Origin of the sequence: Streptomyces sp. NPDC001902 (assembly GCF_042891295.1) — a bacterium.
Taxonomy (GTDB): Bacteria; Actinomycetota; Actinomycetes; order Streptomycetales; family Streptomycetaceae; genus Actinacidiphila.
Map to the genome: position 1 here is coordinate 1 of NZ_JBIATA010000028.1, position 12,694 is coordinate 12,694.

Annotated in this window: 8 protein-coding genes; 3 read left to right on the forward strand and 5 right to left on the reverse strand. The window is 73.6% G+C overall.

The features are described 5' to 3' along the window. Positions 1-419: 419 nt before the first annotated feature. Entirely contained in the window at positions 420-983 is a 564-nt protein-coding gene (locus tag ACFYYN_RS34225) for a MarR family winged helix-turn-helix transcriptional regulator (RefSeq protein WP_499513091.1), read from the reverse strand. Positions 984-1,099: 116 nt separating this feature from the next. Between ACFYYN_RS34225 and ACFYYN_RS34230 the strand changes: the two genes are divergently transcribed. Then, positions 1,100-2,347 (forward strand): MFS transporter, encoded by a 1,248-nt coding sequence (locus ACFYYN_RS34230; RefSeq protein ID WP_500548812.1) that lies wholly within the window; start codon positions 1,100-1,102, stop codon positions 2,345-2,347. Between the two features lie 7 nt (positions 2,348-2,354). Here ACFYYN_RS34230 and ACFYYN_RS34235 read toward each other — a convergent pair whose 3' ends face one another. Continuing rightward, positions 2,355-4,004, reverse strand: a complete 1,650-nt coding sequence (locus ACFYYN_RS34235) for an ATP-binding SpoIIE family protein phosphatase (protein WP_500332122.1) — start codon at positions 4,002-4,004, stop codon at positions 2,355-2,357. Positions 4,005-4,121: 117 nt separating this feature from the next. Further along, entirely contained in the window at positions 4,122-5,501 is a 1,380-nt protein-coding gene (locus ACFYYN_RS34240) for an NAD(P)/FAD-dependent oxidoreductase (protein ID WP_500548813.1), read from the reverse strand. Positions 5,502-5,795: 294 nt separating this feature from the next. Here ACFYYN_RS34240 and ACFYYN_RS34245 point away from each other — a divergent pair, with 294 nt between their 5' ends. Next, positions 5,796-6,494 carry a TetR/AcrR family transcriptional regulator gene (locus tag ACFYYN_RS34245; protein WP_500548814.1) on the forward strand — a complete coding sequence of 233 codons (699 nt, stop codon included), beginning with the start codon at positions 5,796-5,798 and terminating at the stop codon, positions 6,492-6,494. Positions 6,495-6,604: 110 nt separating this feature from the next. Further along, positions 6,605-8,464: a sigma-70 family RNA polymerase sigma factor gene (locus ACFYYN_RS34250; RefSeq protein WP_500548815.1), complete on the forward strand. Its 1,860-nt coding sequence runs from the start codon at positions 6,605-6,607 to the stop codon at positions 8,462-8,464. A gap of 24 nt (positions 8,465-8,488) precedes the next feature. Here ACFYYN_RS34250 and ACFYYN_RS34255 read toward each other — a convergent pair whose 3' ends face one another. Together ACFYYN_RS34255 and ACFYYN_RS34260 are read right to left on the reverse strand one after the other, a co-directional pair. Next, a complete protein-coding gene (locus tag ACFYYN_RS34255; protein ID WP_500548816.1) occupies positions 8,489-9,187 on the reverse strand; it encodes a DsbA family oxidoreductase in 699 nt (232 codons plus the stop codon). A 72-nt stretch (positions 9,188-9,259) separates the two neighbouring features. After that, a complete protein-coding gene (locus ACFYYN_RS34260) occupies positions 9,260-12,505 on the reverse strand; it encodes an ATP-binding protein (protein WP_500548817.1) in 3,246 nt (1,081 codons plus the stop codon). Positions 12,506-12,694 lie beyond the last annotated feature (189 nt).

The window sequence follows — 12,694 nt, forward strand, 5'->3', positions numbered from 1 at the left end:
AGACCGTTTCACCGGCCCCTCCGGGCTTTCCCTTCGTTGTCTCCAGCTTAGCAGATCCGATTTCCTTCTCTGCCACCCTCTGGAGGGGGTTTCGCCATCCGGCTTTCGCTTTTCGGCTTTTCCGACTCTATCAGACCGTTTCCGGCCTGATCCCCGGTCAGCGGGGCTTGTCCTCGCGGCTGTTGGGCCGTTCCGACTGGTGAAACGTTAGCGGATCAGTGGCGCCCGATGCCAATCGAGCAATTCCGTCGATCCTCATTCCGAAAAACGCACACGCGAACGAGACGGCACGAAGCCGTTCATCGAGGTGGGTCCTGCGGAATGGCTGCCCGGGGACCGACCGGAGTCGGTGTTCACCGGCGGGCAACTCGGAGAACATTACGGATCCCCCGTACGTCTGTCAAACCGGGGCAGCCGGGTCAGTCCAGGTCCCTCAGGCGGCCGCCGGCGTCCGGCTGGTCGGCCTCGACGCGGCGGAGGAGACGGGTCAGGAGGTCGCCCAGGACGTTGCGTTCGTCGAGGGCGAGGTCCTGGAGGAGGTCCGCTTCGAAGACGGAGGCCATGCGCATCGTCTCCAGCCACTTGCTGCGGCCGAGGTCGGTGAGCTCCACGATGACGCGGACGCGGTTGCTCTCGTCACGCTCCCGGGTGACCAGACCTTCCGCCACCATGCGGTCGATGCGGTGGGTCATGGCGGCCGGGGTGAGACCGAGTCGCTTGGCCAGGTCGCCGGGGCCGAGGCGGTACGGACGGCCCACGACCACAAGGGCCTTGAGGACCTCCCACTCGGCGCTGGTGATGCCGACGGCCGACAGGTGCCGGCTGTAGCCCACGTTCATACGGCGGTTGAGCCTGCCCAGGGCCGTGACGATCTTCTCGACCTGGGGGTCCACCTCGGGGTATTCGCGCTGGTAGATCGCGATCTGCTCATCGAGGTCCAGCTCCTGCGGGGTGCCGGCAGGGCCGTCGGCTGCACTCGTCATGGCAGGAGTGTCGCACGAAACTCGTTGGCCCTAAAGACTTCCGGCATGTACTGTTTAGCTTCGAAGTTTAAAGTTGAAGTCTTCAAGTTCGAGGACTACTGACCTAAGGGGTGAGTGTGACCACCGCGATGGGCGCCGCGCTGCGCCGGATCCAGCTGGGCAACGCGCTGAGCGCGTTCGGCAACGGTTTCACCGTCCCGTTCCTGTTCGTCTACGTGGCGCAGGTGCGGGGACTGGGAGCGGGCACGGCGGGTGTCGTGCTGTCCGCGTTCGCCGTCGCCGCGCTCGCCGTGCTGCCGTTCACCGGTCGGACGATCGACCGGAGCGGCCCGCTGCCCGTGCTGCTGACCGGTGCGTTCGCGGCGGCGGTGGGCTCCATGGGCTTCGGGCTCGCCTCGAGCGCCCCCCTGGTGATCACCGCGTCCGCGGTGATGGGCGCGGGCATCGCCGTGATGCAGCCGGCGCTGGCCACGCTCATCGTGTGGTGCTCCACGCCGAAGACGCGGTCGCGGGCCTTCGCGACGCAGTTCTTCCTGAGCAACCTCGGGCTGGGTGTCGGCGGCCTGTTGGGCGGGCTGCTGGTCGACACCTCGCGGCCGGACTCCTTCACGCTGCTGTTCTCGATCGAGGCCGCGATGTTCGTGGTCCTCGGTGTCGTCGCGGCTTCCGTGCGGCTGCCGAAGGCGGCGCGCTTGGAGGCGGCGCCGACGGACAAGGCGGCCGGCGGTTGGCGGGCGCTGTTCGCCGACCGGGCGATGGTGCAGTTGTGCGTGCTGGGCGGGGTGCTGTTCTTCGCCTGCTACGGGCAGTTCGAGTCGGGGTTGTCGGCGTACGCGGTCGAGGTGACCAAGGTGTCGCCGGCGACGCTGGGCGTCGCCCTCGCGGCGAACACCGCGGCGATCGTGGTGGCGCAGTTCCTCGTCCTGCGTCCGGTGGAGCGGCGGCGGCGCAGCCGGGTGATCGCGGCGGTCGGTCTGCTGTGGGCCCTGGCGTGGGTGGTCGCCGGTCTCGCGGGGCTCACGGGCTCCGCGCACGGGATCGCGACGGCCATGCTGATCGGCACGTACGCGCTGTTCGGGCTCGGCGAGGCGATGCTCTCGCCGACGGTCGCACCGCTGGTGGCGGACATGGCGCCGGAGCGGATGGTCGGCCAGTACAACTCGGCGTTCGCGCTGGTGAAGCAGTTGGCGCTGGCCGTGGGCCCGGCGGTCGGCGGGCTCATGGCGGGCAGCGGGATGTACGCCGAGTACATCGTGATGCTGGTCGCGTGCTCGCTGGCGGTCAGCGTGCTCTCGGTGCGGCTGGGCCGGCGTCTCACGGTCGGGCAGGACGCGCCGCTGCACGAGCCCGTGCTGGCGGCGTGATCCTCCCTCAGGTGGGGAGCGCGAACTCGCACCACACCGCCTTGCCGCCGCCGGGGGTCCGCCGGGATCCCCAGGCGGACGCGATGGTGGCGATGATGGAGATGCCCCGGCCGGCTTCGTCGGCCGGTTCGGCGCGGCGGCGGCGCGGCAGGTGGTCGTCGCCGTCGGTGACCTCGATGATCAGGCGCCGGTCGGTGCGCCGCAGCCGCAGCCGCATGGGCGGGACGCCGTGCTGGAGCGAGTTGGCGACCAGTTCGCTGGCGGCGAGGACGCCGAGGTCGACGAGTTCGACGGGGAAGCGCCAGGAGGTCAGCACGCCCTGCGCGAAGGCGCGGGCACGGGGGGCCGCCTCGATGCCGCCCAGCAGTTCCAGGGAGGCGTTGCGGAACAGCTCGGAGTCGTTGCCCTCGTGCTGCGGGTACTGCATGACGAGCACGGCGACGTCGTCGGCGTGCTCGGAGGTGACCCCGAGGGCGCGCAACAGGCGGTCGCAGATGACCTGGGGGCTGCCGGTGGCACCGGCGAGGGCGTTCATCAGGGCGGAGACGCCCTCGTCGATGTCCTCGCCGCGGCGCTCGATGAGGCCGTCGGTGTAGAGCACGGCGGTGGCACCGGGCCCGAGGGGGACGGAGCCTGAGGTGTGGACCCAGCCGCCGGTGCCCAGCGGCGGGCCGGTGGGTTCGTCGGCGCGGCGGACGGTTCCGTCGGCGTCGCGGACGACGATCGGCAGGTGGCCCGCGGAGGCGTACGCCAGCCGTCCCTCGCTGGGGTCGTGGACGGCGTAGACGCAGGTGGCGATCTGGGTGGCGTCGATCTCGGCGGCGAGGCCGTCGAGGAGCTGGATGACCTCGTGCGGGGGCAGGTCGAGGCGGGCGTAGGCGCGAACGGCGGTGCGCAGCTGCCCCATGACGGCGGCGGCGCGCACGCCGCGGCCCATGACGTCGCCGATGACGAGGGCGGTGCGGCCGGCGCCGAGGGTGATGACGTCGTACCAGTCGCCGCCGACGGCGGCGTCGGTGCCGCCGGGCTGGTAGGTGGCGGCGACGCGCAGGTCGTCGGGCTGTTCGAGCTCCTGGGGGAGCAGGCTGCGCTGGAGGGTGACGGCAGTCGCGTGGAGACGGCGCTCGCTCTCGCGGAGGCGTTCGGCCGCCTGGACCTGGTCGGTGACGTCGGTGGCGAAGACCAGGACACCGCCGGTGTCGCCGCCGTCCTTCACCGGGACGGGGCTGCAGGTGAGGGTGAAGTAGCCCTGCCGGGTGGCGGTGGCGACCCTGCGGGCCTTGACGGTGCGGGGCTTGCCGCTGCGGAAGACCTGGTCCATCAGGGGGAGCAGACCGAGCTCGGCGAGCTCGGGGAGGGACTCGCGGGCCGGCTCCCCTGCGGTGCGGGGGCCGAAGACCTCGGTCCAGGCCTCGTTGACGTACCCGAGGTGGTGCGTGGGCCCGTGCGTGACCGCGATGAGGGCGGGCAGCCGGCCCAGCACCTCGCGTACGGGGAGCGCGTCGAGGGTGTGCGCCGGCGCGTCGGGGTGCTCGGCGGCCTCGCCGCGCGCCGCGGGGACCGCTCCGCCGGACGGGGGTTCGGCACCGGCGGCCGCCGCCTGGGCATTGCGTCGTTGTGTTCCGGGGAGCCGGGCGCTCCAACGCGTGAGGTTCAAACGTCCGATTCCTCGTATTTGTCACTCTTTGCAGGTGCTGGCGCACGCTTGGTCACGGGGTCCAGTGTGGCCGACCCACCGCTCCGGGGGAATCGGCCACCGCATCCGCACTGGCGGTCAGGGCGCGTCGGGCTTGCGGCCGGTCTCCGCGGCGAGCTCGAACTCGGCGCGGGGGTTCTCCAGCGAGCCGAGCGAGACGATCTCCCGTTTGAAGAGCCCGGACAGGACCCATTCGGCCAGGATGCGCGCCTTGCGGTTGAAGGTGGGCATCCGGCTGAGGTGGTACGCGCGGTGCATGAACCAGGCAGGGTAGCCCTTGAGTTTGCGCCCGTAGACCTGTGCCACGCCCTTGTGGAGGCCGAGTGAGGCGACCGAGCCCGCGTACTCGTGACGGTAGTCGGTCAGCGGCTCGCCGCGCAGGGTCGCGACGATGTTGTCGGCCAGGACCCGGGCCTGGCGCAGGGCGTGCTGGGCGTTGGGCGCGCAGAGCGCCTCGGGGTCGTCGGAGGTGACGTCCGGGACGGCGGCGGCGTCGCCCGCGGCCCAGGCGCCCTCGGTGCCGGCGATCCGCAGGTCCGCGGTGCACTTGATCCGGCCACGCCCGTTGAGCGGCAGGTCGGTGCGGGAGAGCACGGGGTGCGGCTTGACCCCGGCCGTCCACACCAGGGTGCGGGTGGGGAGGCGGGAACCGTCGTCGAGGACGGCGATGCGGTTCTCGCAGGACTCCAGCCGGGTGTTCAGGCGGATGTCGACGTTGCGGCCGCGCAGCTCGCGGACGGCGTACCGGCCCATCTCCTCGCCGACCTCGGGGAGGATGCGGTCGGTGGCCTCCACCAGGATCCACCTCAGGTCGTCGGCCTCGACGTTGTGGTAGTAGCGCACCGCGTAGCGGGCCATGTCCTCCAGCTCGCCGAGGGCCTCCACGCCGGCGTAGCCGGCGCCGACGAAGACGAAGGTCAGGGCGGCCTCGCGGACCTCGACGTCCCGGGTGGAGGAGGCGATGTCGAGCTGCTCCAAGACGTGGTTGCGCAGCCCGATGGCCTCCTCGACGGTCTTGAAGCCGATGCCGTGCTCGGCGAGACCGGGGATCGGCAGGGTGCGGGAGACCGAGCCGGGTGCCAGCACCAGGTGGTCGTACGGCAGCTCCAGCGCGGCGGAACCCTCCTCCTCGGTGGCGAGGGTGGTGAGGGTGGCGACCCGTTTGCCGTGGTCGATGCGCCGGGCCTCGCCGACGACCAGCGTGCAGCGGTCCAGGACCCGGCGCAGGGGCACCACGACGTGGCGCGGCGAGATGGAGCCGGCCGCCGCCTCGGGCAGGAAGGGCTGATAGGTCATATAGGGCTGCGGTTCGACCACGACGATTTCCGCTTCGTCGCGCTTCAGCCTGCGCTGCAGCCGCAAAGCGGTGTACATGCCCACATAACCGCCGCCGACGACCAGGATGCGTGGGATCCCGGATTCTTCTGCCGCACCGGACGGCCCCTTGAGTGCTGCCATCGTCCCATGAGGCAATGGGCCATCGGGGTTTGTCCACAGGGCGTACGGCAATGAATGGCCGAATCCTGTTCTCCGGCAGGTCACGGGCGGGTTGCCGACCGGTGTGAAGTGCCGGAACGGAGAATCGGCGGCCGTGGTACTCCGATCGTGGGTGGACTCCCCCTTCATTCTTGACCGGGGCTCAACTATGTTCGTATCCGGCCGGGGTGCCCGTGCGGCGTCGTCCGCCGTCTCCCGGCGATCATGGGGTGGGGAGTCTCCGGGGGGAGACGCGATTAACCGGGGGATACACATATGCATATCCAGGACCCTCAATGGGCGATGACCGCGACCGTCAGCAGTCATCCGGAAACGGTCGTACGGGGTGTCGGCGGCAGTCGTACGTCGCCGTTGCGCGTGGACGCGCAACGCAACCTCGAGCACGTGCTGCGGGCCGCCCGCGAGGTCTTCGGCGAGCTGGGGTACGGCGCGCCGATGGAGGACGTGGCGCGGCGGGCCCGGGTGGGCGTCGGCACCGTCTACCGGCGCTTCCCCAGCAAGGACGTGCTGGTGCGGCGCATAGCCGAGGAGGAGACGGCACGCCTGACGGAGCAGGCGCGCGCGGCCCTGGGCCAGGAGGAGGAGGCCTGGTCGGCGCTGTCCCGCTTCCTGCGGACGTCGGTGGCCTCCGGCGCCGGGCGGCTGCTGCCGCCGCAGGTGCTGCACGTGCAGCCGGCCGGTGCCTCGGACGGGGCGCGCGTGCCGCAGCAGCGCGGGGCGGGGGAGGACGTCGCCTCGGGCGCCGGTGTGGCCACGCTGCTGGACGTCGTCGGGCAGCTGGTGGAGCGGGCGCGGGCGGCCGGTGAACTGCGCGCGGACGTGTCGGTGGCCGACGTGCTGCTGGTCATCGCCACCTCGGCGCCGTCACTGCCGGACCCCGCCCAACAGGCGGCCGCCTCGGGCCGGTTGCTGGACATCCTGCTGGAGGGGCTGCGGTCCCGTCCGGGAGCGTGAGGCTGACCCGTTCAGGTGATGACCCGCGTCCGGGGGGTGAAACTCCCCGGACGGGTGGTTCTGGTGCTTGACAGCTCGTCGGACGGTACGGGTGTGCCACTCTTACGCCCGTGGATGAAGGAAACGGGGAGTCCGGTCCGCCCGCGGAGGCGGGGGCGGACTCCGGAGGGGACCCGCCGTCCGGCCGTGTACCCGGGCAGCGGGATCCGCTCGCGGAACGCCTCCCCGAGGCCCCGGACACCCCCGGGGCGCAGCTGTCCGACGCCGACCTGGTCGCCCGTGTGCGCGGCGGCGACGACAGCGCGTACGAGGAGCTGTACCGGCGGCACGTGGCGGCCGTGCGGCGCTACGCACGGGGCTGCTGCCGTGACCGGCACACCGCGGAGGACCTGACCGGCGAGGTCTTCGCCCGCACGCTGCAGGCGATCCGCGGCGGCAGCGGCCCGGACGCCGCCGTGCGGGCCTACCTGCTCACCACGGTGCGGCGGGTGGCCGCGTCGTGGGGCAGCACCGCCAAACGGGAGCAACTGGTCGACGACTTCGCGGTGTTCGCGGTCACGTCGGCCGGTGCCGCGGCGGGCGAGGGCGCCCAGGAGCTGGGTGCGGACGTGCGCGCGATGCACGAGGCCGAACGCTCGCTTGCCATCCAGGCCTTCCGTACGCTCCCCGAGCGCTGGCAGGCGGTGCTGTGGCACACCGCTGTCGAGGAGGAGTCACCCAGCAAGGTCGCTCCGTTGCTCGGCCTGACGGCCAACGCGACGGCCGTCCTCGCGCACCGCGCCCGCGAGGGACTGCGCCAGGCCTACCTGCAGGCGCACGTCTCGTCCTCGTTGACCGCGGAGGGGGCCTGCGCGCGCTACGCGGACCGGCTCGGCGCGCACGCCCGCGGCGGTCTGCGGATGCGGGCCGACCGGGAGCTGCGCAAGCACCTGGAGGAATGCGCCAAGTGCCGCCTCGCGGCGGCGGAGCTGGCGGACGTGAACGCGGCGCTCAAGGGGCTGCTGCCGGTCGCGGTCGTCGGCTGGTTCGGCGCGGCGTACGCGGCGAAGGCGGCGGGCATCGCCGCGGGCGGTGTGGTGGCCGGCGCGGGTGCCGCGGCCGCCGCAGCGTCGGGCGGCGCTTCGGGCGGTGGTGCGGCGGCGGGTGCCGGTGGTGCGGCGGCCGCCGAAGGGGCCGCCGCACCGGTGAAGATCACCGTTGCCGCTGGGCTGGCGCTCGCGGCGGCCGGTGCCGTGGTGGCGATCGCCCTGACCGGGAACGACAGCACACCCCCGCCGCAGGCGGAGAGCAAGCCCTCGGCCGCGCCGGTCGTACCGGCGCCGGCCCCCACACCGACCCCTTCGCCGTCGCGGCGCTCCCCGGCGCCGAGCCCGACGCCGTCCGTCCAGGCTCCCGTACGGGCCGTCACCCCGACCCCGACACCTCCGACGCGCCCCGTCGAGGAGCCGGCGCCCACACCCAGCGAGCCCCCGGCGCCGTCCCCCAGCCGTACCCCCGGGCCGACGCACACGCCCACACCGACGCCGACCCAGGCGCCCGAGCCGGTGGTCTACCGGCTGAGCGCGCTCGGGCACGACGTCCTCGGCCGGTCGGACCGGCCCACGATCCGGCTCGGCGACTGGGTCTGGCAGCGCTGGGGCCTCGGCATCGACGGCACGCGCTACCCCGACGGCGTCACGGTCGGTGCGCCGTCCGCCGTCACCATCGACCTCAACCGCTCCTGCACCGCCTTCGACGCCGTGGTCGGCATCGACGACGTCGCACTGGGCTTCGGCGCGGCGCGTTTCTCGGTCCACGGCGACCACGGGCGGTTGTGGCGCTCCGAGGTGCTGCGCGGCGGTGACCCGGGGGTGCCGGTGCACGTGCCGATCGCCGGCAACGCCCGCATCCGGCTGACGGTCGAGCCGACGCGCAGGTTCCACCTGGTGAACGTCGCGGACTGGGCGGTGTCGCGGATCACCTGCGACTGAGTTGTGCCGCCGCTCCCCGTCGGTTCAGCCGGCGGGGACCTCGCACGCTCCGTCGGCGCAGGCGTCCGCCGCAGGGGCGGCGGGTACCGTGCCGGTCTCCTGGGCGACCTGCTCCAGCACGCGCAGGAAGGTCGAGGTCTCCTGGCCGCCCTGGACGGCCCACTTGCCCTCGAAGACGAAGGTCGGGACGGCGTTCACACCGATGCTGCGGGCGTCGTCGATCTCGGCCAGCACCTCCGCGAGGCCCTCGTCGGAGGCGAGGAAGGCGGCCGCGCGGTCGCGGTCCAGCCCTGCCTCGGCGGCGAGGGCGGCCAGGGTGGCGCGGTCGCCGACGTCGGCGCCCTCGGCGAAGTGCGCCACGAGCAGCCGGTCCTTGAGCGCGGCCTGCTCCTTGGCGCCGTACGCGTTCAGGGCGTGCCAGAGCAGGCGGTGGGCGAGCAGCGTGTTGTTCTCGATGGCGCGGTCGAAGTCGAAGGCGAGGCCCTCGGCGCGGCCGAGCTCCGCCACCCGGGCGTCCATCGCCGCGGACTGCGGGCCGTAGCGCTCGTCGAGGTAGGCGCGGTGGGGCTCGGGGGTGTCGGACTTGTCGGGGGCGAGCTGGAAGGGGCGGTAGACCACCTCGACCTGGTCGGCCTGCGGGAAGGCGGCCAGCGCCCGCTCGAAGCGGCGCTTGCCGACGTAGCACCAGGGACAGGCGATGTCGCTGTAGATCTCGACCTTCATGCTCTCTCCGTCACCGAAACCGTCAGTTGAATCCTCAAGCCTGCAACGAAGAGCCCGTCCCCGGCCATTCCCCTAGGCGATCACCTCGGCCAGCAGCGCGTGGGCGCCCTCGCCGCCCAGCCCGTGGCCTGCGGTGCGGGCCCGCTCGTACGGCTCGTCCCCCAGGGCCGCACGGGCCGCCGCCTCCGCCGCGCGCACCCCCTCCTCCTCCGGGACCGGGCGCGGCAGGTCCGCGCGCAGGCCGTCGGCCGCACCGTGCAGCCGGGCGGCCCGTACGGGATCGCCGAGGGCCACCAGCACCTCGGCGGCGTACTCGGCCACCGCCGCCAGACGCGGTTCGGCGCAGAAGCCGTCGAGTCCCGCACGCAGTGCCTCCGCGAGCCCGGCCAGGGCACCCGCCGTGTCGCCCTCGGCGGCGGCCACCCGGGCCGAAAGGCTCGCCACGAGCAGCTCGAAGTCCGGTGGGGGCGTGCCCAGACGGCCCTCGCTGTGCGCGAGGTCGACCAGCTCCCGGGCCTCCCGGAGCTCGCCCCGGCGCAGCACGATCGTCGCCAGCAGCGCTCGGATGTAGGCGCGGGCGTCCCACACCCCGTACTGCTCGGCCTCCTCGGCGGCCTGGCGCAGCAGCTCCTCGGCGCGGGCGTCGTCGCCCTGGCGGTGGGCCACCTCACCCATGCGGGAACGGACGAAGATGCCCTCCACGTGCGCGCCCAGTTCACCGCCGAGGCGCAGGGCCTCCTCCAGGTCCGCCCGCGCCGCCGCGTAGTCGCCGTACGCCAGCGCCATCTCGGCGCCGGCCTCGCAGACCTGGGCGCGCATCCAGCGGTCCCCGAGCCGCTCGCTGAGTTCCAGCAGCTCCGGCCAGTCCGCGTCGGCCCGGGGGAGCCCGCCGGGGAGGTCGATCGTGATGTGCGTACGGAACATCAGCGCCGCCGCCAGTTCCCACGCGCCGCCGTACGCACGGCAGGTGGCCACCATCGTGTCCGCGTGCCCCCGGATCGCCTCGTGGCGGCCCACGACGTAGTCGCAGAACGGCCACAGCATGCCGGGGAAGCGCGCCGAGTGCGGGCCCGGCACGCTGTACACCTCGACGATCCGCGAGGCCAGCGCCAGCATCTCCCGGCTCTGCATCTCCTCGCGGGGGATGGTGTCGCTGACCACGAAGAGGTGGAGCAGCCGCAGGTTCATGCGCGACCAGAAGCCCGGGGCGCCGGGATCGTCGGGGAGTTCGGCGAGCCCGATGAGCCGGACGAGCCACTCCCGCGCCTCGTCGCGGAAGTTGCGCAGCCACCAGAACCAGCCCATGGCCAGGGCCAGTTCGATCCCCTCCGCCTCGTCCCCCGCGTCGATCGTCCGGCGCAGCACGGCCCGTACGTTGTCCAGGTCCGCCTCCACACGGGCCGCCCAGACCAACTGCTCGGGGCCGCGCAGGCCGGAGTCCGCGGTGCGGGCGAAGTCCGCGAAGTACGCGGTGTGGCGGCGGGCCGCCTCCGCCAGGTCGGCGGGATCACCGGCGGCGCGCTCGACGGCGTACTCGTGGATCGTCTCCAGCAGCCGGTAGCGCACCTCCTCCGCGCCGTGGTCGACGACGACCAGGGACTTGTCCACGAGCTGGCCGACCAGCTCCAGCGCCTCCTCCCCGCACACGGCCTCCGCCGCCTGCAGCGTGCAGCCGCCGGCGAAGACGCTCAGCCGGCGCAGCGTCGTGCGTTCCGCCTCGCCGAGCAGGTCCCAGCTCCAGTCGACGACCGCGCGCAGCGTCTGCTGGCGGGGCAGCGCGGTGCGGCTGCCGCCCGTCAGCAGCCGGAAACGGTCGTCGAGGCGGGCCGCGATCTGCCGCGGGGTGAGCACCCGCAGCCGCGCGGCGGCCAGCTCGATGGCCAGCGGCAGCCCGTCTAGGCGGCGGCAGATCTCGTCCACCGCCGCCGTGTGGTCGAGGTCCGCGTCGAACCCGGGACGCACGGCCGCCGCGCGCTCCACGAACAACCGGTGCGCGGTCGGCAACGGCAGCGGCTCGACCGGGCGCACCGTCTCGCCCTGCAGGCCCAGCGGCTCGCGGCTCGTGGCGAGCACGGTCACACCGGGGCAGGCGGCGAGCAACTGGTCGGTGAGGGCGGCCGCGGCGTCGATGACGTGCTCGCAGTTGTCGAGCACCAGCAGCATGCGGCGCTGCGCGCAGTGCTCCAGGAGCCGGGCGGCCGGGTCGGCCTCCTGGCCCGCGCTGCGCACCTCTCGGGCGGCGGCCAGCACGGCCGTGTCACGGCGTCCGATCGCGCTCAGCACGGCGTCCGGCACGGCGGCGGGGCGGTCCAGCGGGGCGAACTCCGCCAGCCACACCCCGTCCGGGTAGGCGGAGGCCCCGGCCACCGCGGCCGCGGCCTCCTGCGACAACCGCGTCTTGCCGGAGCCCCCGGGGCCGGTCAGCGTCACCAGGCGGTGCCTGCCGTCGGTCAGGCTCGCGCGCAGCACGCCCAGTTCGGCCTCGCGGCCGACGAAGCTGGTGAGGCGGGCCCGCAGGTTCCCGGTGCGGGGCGGGACGGCGGGGGCGGGAGTGGCCGTCGGGGCCGGCGGTTGCGGTTCGGCCGACAGCAACTGGGCGTGCAGGGTCTTGAGTTCGGCGCCCGGGTCGGTGCCGAGGCGGTCGGCGAGGGCCAGGCGGGTGTCCTCGTACGCGGCCAGGGCGTCGGCGGAGCGGCCCGTCGCGCGCAGCGCCCGTATCAACTGCGCCCGGAACGGCTCGTGCAGCGGGTGCTCGGCGACCAGCCCGCGCAGCTGCGGCAGCAGTTCACCGGCGCGGCCAAGCACCAGGCACGCCTCGATGCGGTGGTACGTCGCGGTCAGCCGCAGGTCCTCCGCCCGGGCGGCGGCGGAACCCCGGTCGGGCAGGTCCGCCAGGGCGGGGCCGCGCCACAGCGCGAGCGCGGCCTCCAGGGTCTCCGCGGCGGCGTCGGGGTCACCGGCGTCGAGGGCGGCACTGCCTTCGCGTGCCAGGCGCTCGAAGAGGTGGAGGTCGACGTCGTCCGGGGTGGCCGTGACCAGGCGGTAGCCGGCGGGGCCCGAGGCGATCGTGTTGTCCTGGGACCCGAGGGCGCGGCGCAGCCTCGACACGAGCGCCTGCAGTGCGCCGGGAGCGTCCTGGGGCGGCTCGTCGCCCTCGCCGCCCCACACCTCGGCGATCAGGGCGTCCGGGGACACCGCGTGCGGGGCGTGCAGCGCGAGTGCGGCGAGCAGGGCCCGCAGCCGCTTGCCGCTGCCCAGGGGCACGGGCGCGCCGGTGGGGCTGCGCGCCTCCGTGGCGCCGAGGATCAGGTACCGCACGGGGCCATTCTTACGGTGCGGGCTCTGCGAGGCGAAGCCGTTTCCCCGTGCGGGTGCGTTGCGCTTCGCGGACCGGGGTTCGCGGTACGGCCCGTCATTCGTGTGCGGGTGCGTTGCGCTTCGCGGACCGGGGTTCGCGGTACGGCCCGTCGTGCGTGTGCGGGTGCGTTGCACTTCGCGGACCGGGGT

Bases quoted from the DNA above. Each gene is read 5' to 3' on its own strand.
- ACFYYN_RS34245 (WP_500548814.1), top strand. From the start codon at position 5,796: ATGCATATCCAGGACCCTCAATGGGCGATGACCGCGACCGTCAGCAGT.
- ACFYYN_RS34225 (WP_499513091.1), bottom strand. From the start codon at position 983: ATGACGAGTGCAGCCGACGGCCCTGCCGGCACCCCGCAGGAGCTGGAC.
- ACFYYN_RS34255 (WP_500548816.1), bottom strand. From the start codon at position 9,187: ATGAAGGTCGAGATCTACAGCGACATCGCCTGTCCCTGGTGCTACGTC.
- ACFYYN_RS34240 (WP_500548813.1), bottom strand. From the start codon at position 5,501: ATGGCAGCACTCAAGGGGCCGTCCGGTGCGGCAGAAGAATCCGGGATC.